The organism is Kribbella sp. NPDC104740 (assembly GCF_055583505.1).
In genome coordinates this window covers 218316-236239 of sequence record NZ_JBVJNV010000003.1, presented here as the reverse complement: position 1 = coordinate 236239, position 17924 = coordinate 218316, and the positions used below count along the sequence as shown (strand labels likewise).

The window sequence follows — 17924 nt, the reverse complement described above, 5'->3', positions numbered from 1 at the left end:
AGCCTGTCATCGACGCGGCTCCCAGCGGAACCAGCGGCGCGTCGCCAGGGTCCCCACCACCACCCACCCCAGCAGCACGAGTACAGCCGGTACGGCGTACGCGAACGAGTCGGCGAGCCCTACTGTCGCGCCGTCGCGAGTAGTGCCCGAGAGGCCGAGCCGCAGCAGGTCCACGACCGGTGTGAGCGGCAGCAGCCGGCTGACGGTCTCCAGCGGACCGCTGAGCGGCAGGTAGAGCCCACTGAACATCAGCGCCACGAACATGACCGGCGCGGTGACCACCTGGGCGACGTCGACCGTCGGAGCGAACGCCGTACTGGCTGCTGCCAGCAGGACGAAGACGAGCGTGCCGAACAGGATGGCGACGAGCACCAGCAACAGGTTGACCGGAGCGTCGAGGGTGAACCAGACCGCGGAGACGACCGTGGCCAGCAGGATCTGCGTCCAGGCGATGACGACGGACGGCATCGCCGCCCCGGCGAGGATCTCCCAGTCCGCGAGTTCGCCGGTGCGCAGCCGTTTGAGGACGAGCTCCTCGCGGCGGGCGACCAGCGCCGTCGTGAGTTGGTAGTAGACGAAGAGGACGAGGGTCACCACGGTGACCGCGGTGATGACGGCGGCGCCGCTGCCGGCGCCGATCACGGCCTGCAGCTCGGGCGAGGACTGCAGACCGAAGATCGAGATGACCGGCAGCAGCAGCGCGGTCGCGACCATCAGCGCGTTGCGCAGCAGCAGGATGCCTTCGGCCCGACCGAGCGCACCGATCCGTACGACGGCGCTCATGCGGCCACGCTCCCGGCGATGGCGAGGAACGCTTCCTCGAGGGTGGCCGGGCGGGCGGTCAGGTCGTGCAGCTGGAGGTCGTGGTGGGTCGCCCAGGTGAGGACGGTGGTCAGGGTGCCTTGCAGGTCTTGGGTTTCCAGCGTCGTGACCGATCCGTTGCTCGTAGCAACTACTCGTGGGAGGTCGGGCAGCCGGACGGAGTCGGCGAGGCGGAAGGTGATCCGGGCGGGCCGCGACGCCGCGAGCTGGGACGGCGTACCGAGGCCGACGATGCGGCCTTCGCGCAGGATCGCCAGCCGGTCGGCGAGGGCGGCGGCTTCGACGAGCTGATGGCTGGTCAGCAGGACCGTCGTACCGGATTCGAGGAGGTCGGAGATCAGCGACCACGTCTGTTGGCGAGCGGCAGGATCGAGGCCGGCGGTCGGCTCGTCGAGGAACAGGACCTCGGGGCGGCCGAGGATCGCCAGCGCCAGGCCGAGGCGTTGCTGCTCGCCGCCGGAGAGCTGGCGGACGCGGACGGTACGGCGCGCGTCGAGACCCACCAGTTCGAGCGCCTCACCGATCGGGCGGGGAGACGTCAGGCTGCCGGCCCACGTGCTGATGGTCTCCGCGACGGTGAGGTCGAGCGCGAAACCGCGCGACTGCAGCATGATCCCGATCCGCGACCGGACCAGCCGGCGGCCGCGGAACGGGTCCTGGCCGAGTACGCGGACCGTGCCGGAGGTCGGGGCGGCGAGCCCCGCGAGGACCTCCATCGCGGAGGTCTTGCCGGCGCCGTTCGTGCCGAGCAGCGCGAACAGTTCACCCCGGCGTACGGCGAGATCGATGCCGCGCACGGCCTCGTGCCCCGGCCTGCCGCCGAAGCGGCGGGTGAGCCGCTCGGCGCTGATGACAGCTGACTGATCCATACCGATCAGCCTGAGGCGTCGAGCGGCCCTCCGGGCGTGCAGGCGTCACCAGGACTGGTGACAGATGTCAGTTGATCTCGATCGACTCGCCGGGCTGGACGAGCCGGTACGGGCGGTCGGCCTGACCGTCCAGGAACCGCTGCATCATCCCTTGCCCGATCGGGCTGAGCAGCGCGTCGTGGATGCCGAGCGTCTGCTGCGCGTTCACGGCGCGGGCGTACTCGACCGCGGGCGGCAGCGCGAACCACGGCCCGGAGACCGGGACGAGGTTGGTGTGCACCTGACGGTCGGGCTGCGTGAAGGAGTCGCCCGGGTGGTAGACCGCGTCGTCGACCAGGAACCCGATGTTCTGGCACGGGACACCGAGCTCGGGCAGGATCACCGCGTGGTCCTTGCCGTAGGCCCGGACCGCGAAGCCCGCCGCGTCGAACGCCTGACCGCCCTCGACAACCTGCACCCGGTCACCCAGCTCGGTGAGCTGCGAGGCGACACCGGCGTTGGTGTAGACCGGCGCGTCCAGGTTCTTGATCCGCTCCACGTCGAGATGATCCGGGTGCTCGTGCGTGACCAAGATCGCGTCCGCGGCCTCGAACGCCGCGTCCTCGCTGAACGTCCCCGGATCGATCAGCAGGACTTTCCCGTCCTTGTCGATCCGGACACAGGCATGGGTGAACTTGGTCAGCCGCACAGTCGGTCTCCCCAACGAAGAAGGTCGATTTTCCCCGGGCGCCCGCGTTCCCGGCGGCCCGAGGCCGAGCCTACGCCGGGGTGCCACGACGAGTTCCACCCGAACGACGGACGGAACTCGTCGTGCGCGGCAACCTACGCGGTGGCGGCGGCCTCCGACAGCTGCTCCGACGTGGGGCGCAGCTGCGGGGACGCGAGCGTCAGCAGCACGTTGACGAGGGCGAACGCGGCCGCGGCCAGCAGACCCCGCTCGTACCCCGACTGCAGCGCCTGGACCTGCGACGCGCCGTGGGTCAGTTCGTGAGTCGTGTGCGAGTTGGCGATGGTGGTCACGATGGCCAGACCGATCGCGCCACCCACCTGGAACATCGCGTTCACGACACCCGAAGCGCCGCCGGCCTCGTGGGACTGGACCTCCGAGTTGGCGCTGATCTGGCCGGGGACCGAGAGTCCGACGATGCCGAAGCCGTAGATGATCAGACCGGGCAGCAGCTGCGTCGCGTAGCCACCGGTCGCGTCGGCCTGGGAGAGCAGGAGCAGGGCGACCAGGCTCAGGATCGCACCGGCCACCTGGACCGTTCGGGTCCCGAGGCGGTGCACCAGCTGCGACGCGAGCACCGCGCCGATGATCGACGCCACGCCCATCGGCAGGAAGTGCAGACCGGCCTCGAGCGCGTCGTCACCACGAACCTGCTGCAGGTAGATGGCGATCAGGAAGAACATCGAGAGGAAGGCGGCACCGTTCAGGGCCAGCGAGGAACCGGACACGCTCAGCGCCCGGGAGCGGAACAGGTGCAGCGGGACCAGCGGAGCGGCCGAGCGACGCTCGACGAGGACGAAGGCGATCAGCAGCACCACCCCGGCGACCAGGGCGCCGACCACCTCGGGCGCCCCCCACCCCAGCGGCTCCGACCGCACCACGCCGAACACCACCGCGAGCAGACCGGCCGTCCCCAGGATCGCGCCGAGCGTGTCGAAGGTACGCCGGCCCGCCGCGTGCCGCAGGTCGGGAACGAAGACCGGGATCAGGACCATCAGCGCGACCACGACCGGTACGTTCACGAAGAACACCCAGCGCCAGCTGAGCGAGTCGACCAGGATGCCGCCGGCGACCACGCCGAGCGTGCCGCCGAGACCGGCGAGACCGCCCCAGACGCCCATCGCGATGTTCCGCTCCCGGCCGTGCGCGAAGGTCATCGTCAGGATCGCCAGCGCCGCCGGTGACAGCAGCGCGCCACCGAGACCCTGCACCGCGCGGGCGGCGATCAGGAACTCCGGCGAGTTCGACAGGCCCGCGAGCAGCGACGTGACCCCGAACAGGATCATCCCCACGGTGAACACCCGGCGCGGGCCGAGCAGGTCGGCCATCCGGCCGCCGAGAAGGATGAACCCGCCGAAGATCAGCGTGTAGGCGTTGATCACCCACTGCAGGGAGTCGGTGGAGAAGTCGAGATCGGCCTGGATGTGCGGCATCGCGACGTTCACGATCGTCACGTCGAGCACCACGATGAACTGCGCTAGGGCCAGCACCACCAGGGTGGCCCAGGGACTGCGTCGCATTGCATTTCCTCACTCACGAAGAGGGTGTACGCATGATATGTACGCCGTAAGCTTACGGAGGTAGTGTACAGCGTAAGCTTACGCCGTAGACACAATAGGTGTACTGTGTAGACTTGTCAACGTGATCACCAAGGAGACCCCCCGCCGCCTCAACCCGGACAAGGTCGTGGACTGCGCGCTCACGATCGCCGACGAGGAAGGTCCGGCCGCGGTCTCGTTCCGCAAACTGGCCGGGCTGCACAGCGTCACCCCGATGGCCCTGTACCGGCACTTCAAGGACAAGGAAGACCTGCTCGCCGCGGTCGGTGACCGACTGCTGTCGAATGTCGTCCTGCCCGAGCGGACCGACGCGCCCTGGGACGAGCAGCTGAGCGCGCTGTTCACCGCGTTCGTCGAGGCGCTCCGCGCGCACCCTCGGGTCGCCGACCTGACCCTGGCCAGGATCCTGGTCGCCGACGCCGGTCTCGAGATCGCCGAGCGTGCGCTGGAGCTCCTGGTCGAGGCCGGCTTCTCCGTCGACGACGCCGCCGAGATCGGCCGGCAGTCGTTCTGCGCGCTGATCGCGCTGGTCAGCACCGACCCGATGACCCGCGAGGCGACCGACCCGGAGGAACGCGAGACCTCACTGCGCCACAAGCGCGCGTCGCTGGTCTCGTTGCCGCCGAAGAAGTACCCGCTGATCTCGGCCGCGGCCGACACACTCGTGTGCCCCACCTCGCCGGAGAACTTCGGGCTCGGCGTCGAGCTCGTCGTCGCGGGCATCCGCGGCGTCCGCGGCCGGGTCGGCTAAAAGCGGCCGCTCCGCGGGGATCGGTCGGCTAGATGCCCAGCGCGTCCCGCATGGGCACCAGCTTGGCGTTGGTTTCGGCCAGCTCGGCGTCTGGATCAGAGCCGGCGACGATGCCGGCGCCGGCGAACAGGCGCATCCGGGTGGGGTCGTCGGGGTCGGCCTGGCCGCAGCGCAGGGCGATGCACCACTCGCCGTCGCCGGCGGCGTCCATCCAGCCGACGGGGCCGCTGAAGCGGCCGCGGGACATGCCTTCGACTTCGGCGATCAGGTCGCGGGCGACGTCGGTCGGCGTACCGCAGACGGCGGCGGAGGGGTGGAGGGCGGCGGCCAGCCCGAGGGCGGAGGCGCCGTTGGCGGCGACGCCGGCGACGTCGGAGGCGAGATGCATCACGTTCGGGAGGTGCAGGACGAACGGGGTCTCCGGCACGTTCATCGACTTGCAGTGCGGTTCGAGGGCCTCGGCGACGGAGCGGACGGCGAACTCGTGCTCCTCGAGGTCCTTGCTCGACCGCGCCAGCGACGCCGCGAGCGCGAGGTCGTGAGCATCGTCACCCGTACGCCGGATCGTCCCGGCCAGCACCCGCGACGTGATCAGGCCCTTCTCCCGCCGGACGAGCAGCTCGGGAGTCGCGCCGATCAGTCCGTCGACGGAGAACGTCCAGCAGTTCGGGTACGCCGACGCGAGCCGCTGCAGCGGCCAGCGCAGGTCGATCGGCTGGTCGGACTGGGCGATCAGGTCGCGGGCCAGCACCACCTTGTCGACCTCGCCGGCGGTGATCCGCTGCACGGCGTCGGCGACGATCGCGGACCACTCGGTGCCGGAGCGGGCGCCGTCGGCGAAGGCGATCTCGCCGACCGGGGCGGGCTCGTTCACGGTCAGCTCGGGCGGCGCGGCAAGTGAGGAGGCGGGGGAGATCGTGGTCACCCAGGTGGTCCGGCCGCGGCGCCCGACGATCACCTCGGGGACGACCAGTCCGGCCGGGTCGGCGTCGGTGAAACCGAACGACCCGAAGCAGACCAGTCCGGACCCTGGTACGCCGACGTCGTCGCGTACGACGGCCGCCGCGGTCAGCGCCTTCCACCACTCCTGCGCCGTCCGGAACCGGTTGCTCCCGGCAACGTCGAGCCGGGCGGCGACGCCCCAGCCGACCTGGCCGTCGCCGCGGCGGACCCAGGCGAGCGCGCCGTCGGCGGGGAGGTGGTCCAGGAGGTGCTTCGAGACGCCCTCGACCGGGTGGCTGCGCACCACCAGGTGCGGGACCGCCTCGGCACCGGGGTGGACCGGGTCAGGCAAGCTCACGACAACGCTCCTCGCTGCTCGGCTCGGTCCCGGGTCACGGTGGCCGATCTGGCTGGACGCTCCCTCACGGCATGCAAGCGTATGCCTGCCGGATGTCCAGCGAATTTCGGTGCCTGCACGAGCCGTGATCAACCAGACAGGTGGGCGGTGCTCCACGGGCACCCCGGCCGCCCGGTGCCGCGCGTTTTGCGCAACACTGAACCGGTGACCCGCGCAGACCTCAGCAAACAGCCCCACGACGTGGCCGCGATGTTCGACAACGTGGCCGAGGGCTACGACCGGACCAACGCGGTGGCGACGATGGGCCTGGAGAAGCTGGTCTGGCGGCCGGCGACGCTGGCCGAGATCGCGCCGCGGAAGGGGATGAAGATCCTCGACCTGGCCGCCGGGACCGGCGCCTCCAGCATCAAGCTGCGCGAGGCGGGCGCCGAGGTCGTCTCCTGCGACTTCTCCGAAGGGATGCTCCGGGTCGGCAAGCGCCGGTACCCCGAGCTCGACCTGATCGCGGGTGACGCGCTGCACCTGCCGTTCGCGGACGAGACGTTCGACGTGACCACGATCTCGTGGGCGCTCCGGAACGTGAACGACGTCACGCTGGCGCTGCAGGAGATGCTCCGGGTCACGAAGCCCGGCGGACGGCTGGTGATCCTCGAGCAGTCGCACCCGACCTGGAAACCGTTCCGGGTGGCCTACCTGGAGTACATGATGCGGGCGGTGCCGGTGGTCGGCCGGCTGGTCTCCAGCAACCCGGAGGCGTACGAGTACCTGGCGGAGTCGACCCGGGCCTGGCTGCCGCAGGAGCCGCTGGCGCGGGCGATCGAGGCGTCCGGCTGGAGTCACGTGCAGTGGGCCAATCTGACCGGTGGTCTGGTCGCCGTCCACCGGGGTGTCAAGCCGACTTAATTACGCAAGGAAATCAGGACCTAAATCGCTTGCGGGCAAGGGAGTCCGGGCCGGTTTCGCGTCCTCGTCAGGCAGTCCTAGACTGTCGGGTGACCAGACCTCGTGAAGCGATTCACGATCGTCCGGAGACCAACTGCCCCAACTTCAGGCCGGGATGAGATGAGCCAGAGCGTGCCGCACACGCAGCAGGCCGAGACCGCGGATGTCATCGTCGTCGGCGCCGGGCCCGCGGGCTCGACGGCGGCGTACCACCTGGCGAACGCCGGCCTCGACGTGCTGCTGCTGGAGAAGACCGCGTTCCCGCGCGAGAAGGTGTGCGGCGACGGCCTCACCCCGCGGGGGACCAAGCAGCTGATCAACATGGGGATCGACATCTCCGAGGAAGCCGGCTGGATCAAGAACTACGGCCTGCGGATCCAGGGCGCCGGGCACCAGCTGCAGCTGGACTGGCCCGACCTGGCCAGCCACCCGAACTACGGGCTGACCCGCAACCGGATGGACTTCGACGACATGCTGGCCCGCCAGGCCGTCAAGGCCGGCGCCCAGTTGCGCGAGCGGACCAACGTCACCGCGCCGATCCTGGACGACAAGGGGTTCATCGTCGGCGTCACCGCGAAGCCGGTCGACGACAACGGCCGCCGGGCCGGCGAGGACGTCGAGTTCCGGGCGCCGCTGGTGATGGCCGCCGACGGCAACTCCTCGCGGCTCAGCGTCTCGATGGGTCTGCACAAGCGCGACGACCGCCCGATGGGCGTGGCCGTGCGCACCTACTTCACCAGCCCGCGCCACGACGACGACTACCTCGAGTCGTGGCTGGAGCTGTGGGCCGACGACCCGAACAACCCCGGCCAGCGCAACCTGCTGCCGGGCTACGGGTGGATCTTCGGGATGGGCGACGGCACCGTCAACGTCGGGCTCGGCATCCTGAACACCTCCGACGCGTTCGGCAAGGTCGACTACGCCGACCTGCTCAAGCAGTGGCTCAAGCACACGCCGGAGGAATGGCAGTTCCGCGACGAGTTCCAGACCATCCCGATCCGGGGCGCGGCGCTGCCGATGGGGTTCAACCGGCAGCCGCACTACACCCGCGGCCTGATGCTGCTCGGTGACGCCGGCGGCATGGTGAACCCGTTCAACGGCGAGGGCATCCCGTACGCGATGGAGTCCGGGTCGTTCGCCGCGGAGGTGGCCGCGCAGGCGCTGCGCCGGCAGCCGAGCCAGCGCGAGCGCGCGCTGTCGGCGTACCCGAAGGCGCTGAAGCAGGAGTACGGCGGCTACTACACGCTCGGCCGGGTCTTCGTGAAGCTGATCGGGAACCCGGAGGTGATGCGGCTGTGCACGAAGTACGGTCTGCCGCGCACCACGCTGATGAAGTTCACGCTCAAGTTGCTGGCCAACCTCACCGACCCGCGCGACGGCGACGTGATGGACAAGATCATCAACGGGCTCACGAAGGTTGCCCCGTCCGCGTAAAAGCGGTGGGGCGAGTGACGTGAGCCACAGCGGTACTGATAACACAGTGCTGACTCGCAACAGGTAAATCAGGCGGCAGGACGACGCAAGAAGGAGGGAGCACCGACCGATGCACCCTTACGTACCGATCCTCGTGCTCGGCGTACTGGCGGCGATCTTCGTGGCGGGCACCTTGGTGACCAGCGCGGTGGTCGGCCCGAAGCGCTACAACCGGGCCAAGCTCGACAGCTACGAGTGCGGGATCGAGCCGACCCCGCAGCCTGTCGGCGGTGGCCGCTTCCCGGTGAAGTACTACATCACCGCGATGCTGTTCATCGTGTTCGACATCGAGATCATCTTCCTCTACCCGTGGGCCGTCGCCTTCGACCAGATGGCGCTGTTCGGGTTGATCGAGATGGTCATCTTCATCGCAACCGTCTTCGTCGCCTACGCCTACGTGTGGCGCCGCGGCGGACTGGAGTGGGACTGACCTATGGGTGTTGAGGAACAGCTTCCGGCCGGCGTGCTGCTGACCACGATCGAGGGCCTGTCCGGCTACATGCGGAAGGCGTCGTTGTGGCCGGCAACCTTCGGCCTGGCCTGCTGCGCGATCGAGATGATGACGACGGGTGCGCCGCGCTACGACGCCGCCCGGTTCGGCATGGAGGTCTTCCGGGCCTCGCCGCGTCAGGCCGACCTGATGATCGTGGCCGGCCGGGTGAGCCAGAAGATGGCCCCGGTGCTGCGCCAGATCTACGACCAGATGCCGAACCCGAAGTGGGTGCTGGCGATGGGCGTGTGCGCCTCGTCCGGCGGCATGTTCAACAACTACGCGATCGTCCAGGGCGTCGACCACGTGGTCCCGGTCGACATGTACCTGCCCGGCTGCCCGCCGCGGCCGGAGATGCTGCTGGACGCCTTCCTCAAGCTGCACGAGGACATCCAGAACGGCAAGCTCGGCGCGAACAAGAAGGCGCTGCAGGCGGAGCAGGAAGCCGCCGCGCTGACCGCGTCCCCGACCCTGGAACTGAAGGGCCTGCTCCGATGAGCGACCACCAGCCGGAGAACCTTCCGGCGACCACGTCTGCCGGTGACGCGCAGACCCCGGCGGCCGAGGTCGTCGACCAGCGCGAGGGCATGTTCGGTGTCCGTGGCACCGGCGACACCTCCGGCTTCGGTGGCCTGCGCCGCCAGGTCGCGCTGCCCGGTGGCAGCGCGAAGCCGTACGGCTCCTGGTTCGACGGCGCCACCGAGCGCCTCGAGGGCCTGGTCGGCGACCAGGCACTGGAGAAGGTCGTCGTCGACCGCGGCGAGCTGACCCTGCACGTCCGCCGGGAGCGCCTGGTCGAGGTCGCGCAGCACCTGCGCGACGACGAGGCGCTGCGCTTCGAGTTCTGCTCGGGCGTCAGCGGCGTGCACTACCCGAACGAGACCGGGCGCGAGCTGCACGCGGTCTACCACCTGCTCTCGATCACCCACAACCGGCGGATCCGGCTGGAGGTGTCCTGCCCGGACACCGACCCGCACATCCCGTCGATCGTGAGTGTCTACCCGGCCAACGACTGGCACGAGCGCGAGACCTGGGACTTCTTCGGCATCGTCTTCGACGGACACCCGGCGCTGACCCGGATCCAGATGCCCGACGACTGGCCGGGCCACCCGCAGCGCAAGGACTACCCGCTCGGCGGCATCGACGTCGAGTACAAGGGCGCGGTCATCCCGCCGCCCGACACGCGGAGGTCGTACAACTGATGACCACTACTGACCCCTACGCCGACGCTCGCGACACCACCGAGGGCAAGGTCTTCACCGTCACCGGTCAGGACTGGGACTCCGTGGTGGCCGGGCTGGCCGACGAGCCCGAAGAGCGGATCGTCGTCAACATGGGCCCGCAGCACCCGTCGACGCACGGCGTGCTCCGGCTGATCCTCGAGATCGAGGGTGAGACGGTCACCGAGGCCCGCTGCGGCATCGGCTACCTGCACACCGGTATCGAGAAGAACATGGAGTTCCGCTCCTGGACGCAGGGCGTCACGTTCTGCACCCGGATGGACTACCTGTCCCCGTTCTACAACGAGGCGGCGTACTGCCTGGCCGTCGAGCGGCTGCTCGGCATCGAGGACCAGATCCCCGAGAAGGCCAACGTGATGCGGGTGCTCCTGATGGAGCTCAACCGGATCAGCAGCCACCTGGTCTGCATCGCCACCGGTGGGATGGAGATCGGCGCGCTGACCGTGATGACGATCGGGTTCCGCGAGCGCGAGATGACGCTGGACCTGTTCGAGCTGATCACCGGCCTGCGGATGAACCACGCGTTCATCCGCCCGGGCGGTGTCGCCCAGGACCTGCCGCCGGGTGCGCTGGACAAGATCCGGGACTACATCACCTGGATGAACAAGCACCTCCCGGAGTACGCCGAGCTCTGCAACGCCAACCCGATCTTCAAGGCGCGGCTGCAGGACGTCGGTTACCTGGACCTCGCGGGCTGCATGGCGCTGGGCATCTCCGGCCCGCCGCTGCGCGCCGCGAACTACGGCCTGGACCTGCGCAAGACCCAGCCGTACTGCGGCTACGAGACCTACGACTTCGACGTACCGGTCTGGGACACCGCCGACTCCTACGGCCGGTTCCGGGTCCGGCTGCAGGAGATGTGGGAGTCGCTGAAGATCGTCGAGCAGTGTGCCGAGCGGCTGGCCAAGATGGAGGGTGAGCCGGTGATGGTGGCCGACAAGAAGATCGGCTGGCCGAGCCAGCTGGCCGTCGGCAACGACGGGATGGGCAACTCCCTCGACCACATCAAGCACATCATGGGCGAGTCGATGGAAGCGCTGATCCATCACTTCAAGCTGGTCACCGAGGGCTTCCGGGTACCGGCCGGCCAGGCCTACGTGGCGATCGAGTCGCCGCGCGGCGAGCTGGGCTGCCACCTGGTCTCCGACGGCGGCACTAAGCCGTACCGGGCGCACTTCCGTGACCCGTCCTTCGCAAACCTGCAGGCGATGCCGATCCTGTGCGAGGGCGCACAGGTCGCCGACGTGATCGTGGCCGTCGCCAGCCTTGACCCGGTGATGGGTGGAGTGGACCGCTAAATGGCCGAGAACCACGCTACGGCGACCGACAAGCAGGTGCCCTACAGCACCGGCGACTCGAAGATCACTGAGACCACGATCGCGGAGATGCGCGAACTGGCCGCCCGGTACCCGGTCGGCCGGTCCGCGCTGCTGCCGATGCTGCACCTGGTGCAGTCGGTCGAGGGCCGGGTCACCCCCGAAGGCATCGAGGCCTGCGCCGACGTGCTCGGGCTGACCGGGGCCGAGGTCTCCGCGGTCGCCACCTTCTACACCATGTACAAGCGCCGTCCGGTCGGCGACTACCACGTCGGCGTCTGCACGAACACGCTGTGCGCGGTGATGGGCGGCGACCTGATCTTCGAGCGGCTCAAGTCGCACCTGGACGTCGGCAACGACGAGACCACCGAGGACGGCAAGATCACCCTCGAGCACCTCGAGTGCAACGCCGCCTGCGACTACGCGCCGGTGATGATGGTGAACTGGGAGTTCTTCGACGACATGACGCCGGAGTCGGCGACCCAGCTGGTCGACGACCTGCGCGAGGGCACCGAGGTGAAGTCGCCGCGCGGCGCCACCATCTGCACCTGGAAGGAAGCCGAGCGGGTGCTGGCCGGCTTCCCCGACGGCCGGGCCGACGAGGGCCCGACCGGTGGCAAGGCGACGCTGGCCGGTCTCCGGCTGGCCCGCGAGCGCAACTGGACCGCCCCGAACGGCAGCCACGGTGCCGGCGGCGGTGCGGCGGCCGAGCAGACCGTCACGCCCGAGGCGGCGTCCGGCCCGCGGCCGGAGGACCAGCCCGGCAAGGAGTCCGGCACGGGCTCCCCGGCGACTCCCGACTCCCGGAAGGAGGACTGACCATGCTGACCCCGGTACTGTCCGACAACTGGGACCAGATCCGCTCCTGGCAGCTGGCGTCGTACCAGCGCTCCGGCGGGTACGACGCGCTGCGGACCGCGCTGCGGATGCAGCCGGCCGACGTGGTCACCGCCGTCAAGGACTCCGGTCTGCGCGGCCGTGGCGGCGCGGGCTTCCCGACCGGGATGAAGTGGTCGTTCATCCCGCAGGACAACCCGAAGCCGAAGTACCTCGTCGTCAACGCCGACGAGTCCGAGCCGGGCACCTGCAAGGACATCCCGCTGATGATGGCCTCGCCGCACACGCTGGTCGAGGGCGTCATCATCGCGTCCTACGCGATCCGCGCGTCGACGGCGTTCATCTACGTCCGCGGTGAGGTGCTGCACGTCGTACGGCGGTTGCAGCAGGCCGTGCAGGAGGCGAAGGACGCCGGCCTGATCGGCGCGAACATCCTCGGCAGCGGCTACGACCTCGACGTCATCGTGCACGCCGGCGCCGGTGCCTACATCTGCGGCGAGGAGACGGCACTGCTCGACTCGCTGGAAGGTCGTCGCGGTCAACCCCGGCTGCGTCCCCCCTTCCCGGCCGTGGCCGGTCTGTACGGCTGTCCCACTGTCATCAACAACGTCGAGTCGATCGCGTCTGTTCCCGCCATCATCAAGAACGGCGTGGACTGGTTCGGCTCGATGGGCACCGAGAAGTCCAAGGGCATGACGCTGTACTCGCTGTCCGGGCACGTCACCCGGCCCGGCCAGTACGAGGCGCCGATGGGCATCACGCTGCGCCAGCTGCTCGACCTGGCCGGCGGGGTCCGCGAGGGCCACACGCTGAAGTTCTGGACGCCGGGTGGTTCGTCGACGCCGCTGCTGACCGACGCGCACCTCGACGTACCGCTGGACTACGAGGGCGTCGGCGCGGCCGGCTCCCTGCTCGGCACCAAGGCGCTGCAGATCTTCGACGACACCGTCTGCGTGGTCCGCTCGGTGCTGCGCTGGACCGAGTTCTACAAGCACGAGTCCTGCGGCAAGTGCACGCCGTGCCGCGAAGGCACCTGGTGGCTGGTCCAGATCCTGGAGCGGCTGGAGAAGGGCCAGGGCAGCGAGGCCGACCTGGAGACGCTGCTCGACCTGAGCGAGAACATCACCGGCCGCTCGTTCTGCGCGCTGGCCGACGGTGCGACCGCGCCGATCACCAGCTCGATCCAGCACTTCAAGGACGAGTACCTCGCGCACTTCACCCACGGCGGCTGCCCGTTCGACCCGATGGCGTCCGCCGTCTTCGCGACCGCTGGAGCAACCGCATGACCATCCAAGCCAACCCCCCGTCGGGCGCCGAGGTCGAGAAGGTCGACCTGGTCACCGTGACCATCGACGACATCGAGGTCAAGGTCCCGAAGAACACCCTGCTGATCCGGGCGGCGGAGCAGGCCGGGATCCAGATCCCGCGGTTCTGCGACCACCCGCTGCTCGACCCGGTCGGCGCCTGCCGCCAGTGCCTGGTCGAGATCCCGGACGCCGGCAACGGCCGCGGGATGCCGAAGCCGCAGGCCTCCTGCACGATCACCGTCGCCGACAACATGGTGGTCCGGACCCAGGTGACGTCGCCGGTCGCGGACAAGGCGCAGCACGGGATCATGGAGTTCCTGCTGATCAACCACCCGCTGGACTGCCCGGTCTGCGACAAGGGTGGCGAGTGCCCGCTGCAGAACCAGGCGATGACCAACGGCAACGGCGAGAGCCGGTTCGACGCGGTCAAGCGGACCTTCCCGAAGCCGATCAACATCTCCGCCGAGGTGCTGCTGGACCGCGAGCGCTGCGTGCTCTGCGCCCGCTGCACCCGGTTCTCCGAGCAGATCGCCGGTGACCCGTTCATCGCGCTGGTCGAGCGCGGTGCGCTGCAGCAGGTCGGGATCTACGAGAAGGAGCCCTTCGAGAGCTACTTCTCCGGCAACACGATCCAGATCTGCCCGGTCGGCGCGCTCACCAGCGCGGCGTACCGGTTCCGCTCGCGGCCGTTCGACCTGGTGTCGGTTCCGTCGGTGGCCGAGCACGACGCCTCCGGTGCGGCGATCCGGGTCGACTACCGGCGCGGCAAGGTGATGCGGCGGCTGTCCGGCGACGACCCGGCGGTCAACGAGGAGTGGATCTCCGACCGGGACCGGTTCGCGTTCAACTACGCGACCACCGGCGACCGGCTGACCCACCCGCAGATCCGCGAGAACGGCGAGCTGCGGCCGGCTTCCTGGCCGGAGGCGCTGAACTTCGCCGCCCAGAAGCTCACCGCGGCGCGCGGCAACGCCGCCGTCCTGACCGGTGGCCGGCTGACCCTCGAGGACGCCTACGCGTACTCGAAGTTCGCCCGGGTCGCCCTGGGCAGCAACGACATCGACTTCCGGGCCCGCCCGCACTCGCCGGAGGAGGCCGACTTCCTGGCCGCCGCGGTGGCCGGGACCGGACTCGGTACGACGTTCGCCGACCTGGAGCGGGCCGGTACGGTCCTGCTCGCCGGGTTCGAGCCGGAGGAGGAGGCACCGACGGTGTTCCTCCGCCTCCGCAAGGGTGTGCGGAACCGGGGGACCAAGGTCTTCACGATCGCGGCGCTGGCGTCGCGTGGTGTCGAGAAGCTGAACGGTGTCGTCGTCTCGACCACGCCGGGCACCGAGGCCGCGGTGCTGAGCGACCTGGGCGACCAGGGCGACACCGGTGCTGCCGCCAAGGCGGCGCTCGGGCCGGACGCGGTGATCATCGTCGGTGAGCGGCTCGCGACGGTGCCGGGTGCACTGTCCGCGGCGCTGCGGCTGGCGCTCGACACCGGTGCTCAGCTCGCGTGGATCCCGCGTCGTGCGGGTGACCGCGGCGCGCTCGAGGCCGGTTGCCTCCCGGGTCTGCTGCCCGGTGGCCGCCTGGTCTCCGACGTACAGGCTCGGGTCGACCTGCAAGCCGCGTGGGGTGTCGACAGCCTCCCCGCCACCGCGGGCCGGGACACCGGCGAGATCCTGGCCTCGGCCGGGTCGCTGCAGGCCCTGGTCGTCGCCGGTGTCGAGATCGACGACCTGCCGGACCCGGCGGCCGCGCTGGCCGCGCTCGAGGCGGCGCCGTTCGTGGTCAGCTTCGAGGTCCGCAGCTCGCAGGTCACCGAGCACGCCGACGTGATCTTCCCCGTCGTACCGCCGGCCGAGAAGGACGGCACCTTCGTGAACTGGGAGGGCCGCGAGCGGCCGTTCCCGGTCGTGCTCAAGGTGCCGGCCGCGATGCCCGACGTGCGGGCGCTGGCCGCGCTGGCCCAGGAGATGGACCTGTCGCTCGGGTTCAGCACCCCGGCCGGCGCCAAGCGCGAGTACGACGAGCTCGGCCGCTGGGACGGCGACCGCGCGCAGGAGCCGACGTACCAGGCCGGTCCGTCGCTCGGTGCGTTCGACTCGACCCGCCTGGCCACCTGGCGGATGCTGATCGACGCCAGCCGCGGCAACGACGGTGAGCCGCACCTGGTCGCGACCGCGCGCAAGCCGGTCGCCCGGCTGTCGCTGACGACCGCGCACCGGGTCGGGGTCGCCGACGGCGACGAGCTGGTGGTCAGCACCGACGCCGGCTCGATCCGGCTGCCGGTCGTGATCACCCCGATGACCGACAACGTGGTCTGGCTGCCGACGAACTCGGCCGACTCGCACGTCCGCCGTGCGCTGCACGCCGACCACGGCTCGATCGTGACCATCGCCGGAGGGAACGCATGAACCTGATTCCGCTGAGCGCGACGGCCGACGTGCCGGACGCGGGCTTCGGCAACGACCCCTGGTGGGTCGTCGGCATCAAGGTGCTGCTGGTCTTCGTCTTCCTGGTCGTGCTGACCCTGTTCAACATCTGGTGGGAACGCCGGGTGGTGGCGCGGATGCAGCACCGGGTCGGCCCGAACGTGCACGGCCCGTTCGGTCTGCTCCAGTCGCTGGCCGACGGTATGAAGCTGATGTTCAAGGAAGACCTGATGCCGAAGGGCGTGGACAAGTTCGTCTACGTCGCGGCCCCGGTGATCGTCTCGATCCCGGCCTTCCTGACCTTCGCGGTGATCCCGTTCGGCCCGACGGTGAAGATCCCGTTCACCGACACCTACACCCGGCTGCAGATCACCGACCTGCCGGTCTCGGTGCTGTACGTGATGGCGATCGCCTCGATCGGCATCTACGGCATCGTGCTCGGCGGCTGGTCGTCGAACTCGACGTACTCGCTGCTCGGTGGTCTGCGCTCCAGCGCCCAGATGATCTCGTACGAGGTCGCGATGGGTCTGGCGCTGGTCACGGTGTTCCTGTTCGCCGGCTCGATGTCCACCTCGGAGATCGTCGCCGCCCAGGGCTCGCACCAGTCGGTCAGCCTGTTCGGCGCCGACATCCCGATCCCGGGCTGGTACGCGTTCCTGCTCTTCCCGTCGTTCGTGATCTACGTGATCTCGATGGTCGGCGAGACGAACCGGGCGCCGTTCGACCTCCCGGAGGCCGAGGGCGAGCTGGTCGCGGGCTTCCTGACCGAGTACTCCTCGATGAAGTACGCGATGTTCTTCCTCGCCGAGTACATCAACATGGCGACCGTGTCGGCGCTGGCCACCACGCTGTTCCTGGGTGGTTACCGGGCCCCGTGGCCGATCTCGATCTGGGACGGCGCGAACTCCGGCTACTGGCCGGTGCTCTGGTTCGTCGGCAAGATGATGTGCTTCATCTTCTTCTACATCTGGCTGCGCGGAACGCTGCCGCGACTGCGCTACGACCAGTTCATGAAGCTGGGCTGGAAGATCCTGATCCCGGTCTCGCTGGGCTGGATCGTGCTGGTCGCCACCGTCCGCGCGGTCGGCCGTGAGGTCGAGTTCCAGCGCAACTGGCTGCTGCTGGCCGCCGGGATCGTCGCGCTGATCGCGGTGATCACGATGTTCCTGCCGCAGAAGAAGACCGACCCCGAACCCGAACCGGACGGCGCCGACTTCGACGCCTTCGCCGGCGGGTTCCCCGTGCCCCCACCGCTCGTCAACACTCCGAGCGCAAGCGAAGCGGACAGTCGTAGCAAGGAAGGCAGCCGTGGCTAGCGTCAAAGAATCCCTCTGGGACCCGGTAGCGGGTTTCGGTGTCACCTTCCGGACGATGTTCCGCAAGGTGTTCACCGAGGAGTACCCGTTCGAGAAGAAGCCGACCGCCCCGCGCTTCCACGGCCGGCACCAGCTGAACCGCTGGCCGGACGGCCTGGAGAAGTGCATCGGCTGTGAGCTGTGCGCGTGGGCCTGCCCCGCGGACGCCATCTACGTCGAGGGTGCGGACAACGAAGAGGGCGGCCGGATGTCGCCCGGTGAGCGGTACGGCCGGGTGTACCAGATCAACTACCTGCGCTGCATCCTCTGCGGACTCTGCATCGAGGCGTGCCCGACCCGGGCGCTCACGATGACCAACGAGTACGAGCTGGCCGACCGCAGCCGCGAGTCCCTCATCTACGAGAAGAAGGACCTGCTGGCGCCGCTCCTGCCGGGGATGGAGGAGCCGCCGCACGCGATGCAGCTCGGCACCACCGACAAGGACTACTACCGCGGCCTGACCGGCGCGGCGGTACCCGCCGAGGGTGGTGCGGAGAAGTGACCTCCCTCGT

17 protein-coding genes are annotated in these 17924 nt (G+C 69.5%); 12 read left to right on the top strand and 5 right to left on the bottom strand.

Going from position 1 to position 17924, the window contains the following annotated elements; all coding sequences use genetic code 11:
* Positions 1-6: 6 nt before the first annotated feature.
* From ACZ6Z4_RS17295 to ACZ6Z4_RS17280, 4 genes are all read right to left on the bottom strand, one after another.
* Positions 7-783 carry an ABC transporter permease gene (locus tag ACZ6Z4_RS17295; protein ID WP_465564488.1) on the bottom strand — a complete coding sequence of 259 codons (777 nt, stop codon included), beginning with the start codon at positions 781-783 and terminating at the stop codon, positions 7-9.
* Positions 780-1691 carry an ABC transporter ATP-binding protein gene (locus ACZ6Z4_RS17290; RefSeq protein WP_465564485.1) on the bottom strand — a complete coding sequence of 304 codons (912 nt, stop codon included), beginning with the start codon at positions 1689-1691 and terminating at the stop codon, positions 780-782. The genes ACZ6Z4_RS17295 and ACZ6Z4_RS17290 overlap by 4 nt, the downstream gene beginning before the upstream one ends.
* A gap of 67 nt (positions 1692-1758) precedes the next feature.
* Complete coding sequence (locus ACZ6Z4_RS17285; RefSeq protein WP_465564482.1) at positions 1759-2379, bottom strand: MBL fold metallo-hydrolase; 621 nt, start codon at positions 2377-2379, stop codon at positions 1759-1761.
* A gap of 134 nt (positions 2380-2513) precedes the next feature.
* Entirely contained in the window at positions 2514-3938 is a 1425-nt protein-coding gene (locus tag ACZ6Z4_RS17280) for an MFS transporter (RefSeq protein ID WP_465564479.1), read from the bottom strand.
* Positions 3939-4059: 121 nt separating this feature from the next.
* Between ACZ6Z4_RS17280 and ACZ6Z4_RS17275 the strand changes: the two genes are divergently transcribed.
* Entirely contained in the window at positions 4060-4728 is a 669-nt protein-coding gene (locus ACZ6Z4_RS17275; RefSeq protein WP_465564476.1) for a TetR/AcrR family transcriptional regulator, read from the top strand.
* A gap of 28 nt (positions 4729-4756) precedes the next feature.
* Here the strand turns inward: ACZ6Z4_RS17275 and ACZ6Z4_RS17270 are convergent, their stop codons facing one another.
* Positions 4757-6028, bottom strand: a complete 1272-nt coding sequence (locus tag ACZ6Z4_RS17270) for an isochorismate synthase (protein WP_465564473.1) — start codon at positions 6026-6028, stop codon at positions 4757-4759.
* Between the two features lie 204 nt (positions 6029-6232).
* Here ACZ6Z4_RS17270 and ACZ6Z4_RS17265 point away from each other — a divergent pair, with 204 nt between their 5' ends.
* The 11 genes from ACZ6Z4_RS17265 (at position 6233) to nuoI (ending at position 17914) form a co-directional block, all read left to right on the top strand.
* Positions 6233-6931: a demethylmenaquinone methyltransferase gene (locus ACZ6Z4_RS17265; protein ID WP_465564470.1), complete on the top strand. Its 699-nt coding sequence runs from the start codon at positions 6233-6235 to the stop codon at positions 6929-6931.
* A gap of 159 nt (positions 6932-7090) precedes the next feature.
* Positions 7091-8404, top strand: coding sequence for a geranylgeranyl reductase family protein (locus ACZ6Z4_RS17260; protein WP_465564467.1), 1314 nt, complete (start codon positions 7091-7093; stop codon positions 8402-8404).
* Between the two features lie 109 nt (positions 8405-8513).
* Positions 8514-8873: an NADH-quinone oxidoreductase subunit A gene (locus tag ACZ6Z4_RS17255; RefSeq protein ID WP_184799103.1), complete on the top strand. Its 360-nt coding sequence runs from the start codon at positions 8514-8516 to the stop codon at positions 8871-8873.
* Positions 8874-8876: 3 nt separating this feature from the next.
* Positions 8877-9431, top strand: a complete 555-nt coding sequence (locus ACZ6Z4_RS17250) for a NuoB/complex I 20 kDa subunit family protein (RefSeq protein ID WP_465564462.1) — start codon at positions 8877-8879, stop codon at positions 9429-9431.
* Positions 9428-10135 (top strand): NADH-quinone oxidoreductase subunit C, encoded by a 708-nt coding sequence (locus ACZ6Z4_RS17245; RefSeq protein ID WP_344181921.1) that lies wholly within the window; start codon positions 9428-9430, stop codon positions 10133-10135. Before ACZ6Z4_RS17250 ends, ACZ6Z4_RS17245 begins: the two co-directional genes overlap by 4 nt.
* On the top strand, positions 10135-11472 hold the full coding sequence (locus tag ACZ6Z4_RS17240; protein WP_465564458.1) for an NADH-quinone oxidoreductase subunit D: 1338 nt from the start codon (positions 10135-10137) through the stop codon (positions 11470-11472). The genes ACZ6Z4_RS17245 and ACZ6Z4_RS17240 overlap by 1 nt, the downstream gene beginning before the upstream one ends.
* Complete coding sequence (gene nuoE / locus ACZ6Z4_RS17235; RefSeq protein WP_465564455.1) at positions 11473-12309, top strand: NADH-quinone oxidoreductase subunit NuoE; 837 nt, start codon at positions 11473-11475, stop codon at positions 12307-12309.
* Between the two features lie 2 nt (positions 12310-12311).
* Complete coding sequence (gene nuoF, locus ACZ6Z4_RS17230) at positions 12312-13613, top strand: NADH-quinone oxidoreductase subunit NuoF (RefSeq protein WP_465564453.1); 1302 nt, start codon at positions 12312-12314, stop codon at positions 13611-13613.
* Positions 13610-16039, top strand: a complete 2430-nt coding sequence (locus ACZ6Z4_RS17225; RefSeq protein ID WP_465564449.1) for an NADH-quinone oxidoreductase subunit G — start codon at positions 13610-13612, stop codon at positions 16037-16039. Before nuoF ends, ACZ6Z4_RS17225 begins: the two co-directional genes overlap by 4 nt.
* 2 nt (positions 16040-16041) lie before the next feature.
* On the top strand, positions 16042-17373 hold the full coding sequence (gene nuoH / locus ACZ6Z4_RS17220) for an NADH-quinone oxidoreductase subunit NuoH (RefSeq protein WP_465566762.1): 1332 nt from the start codon (positions 16042-16044) through the stop codon (positions 17371-17373).
* Positions 17366-17914 carry an NADH-quinone oxidoreductase subunit NuoI gene (gene nuoI / locus ACZ6Z4_RS17215; protein WP_363672258.1) on the top strand — a complete coding sequence of 183 codons (549 nt, stop codon included), beginning with the start codon at positions 17366-17368 and terminating at the stop codon, positions 17912-17914. Before nuoH ends, nuoI begins: the two co-directional genes overlap by 8 nt.
* Positions 17915-17924: the final 10 nt, after the last annotated feature.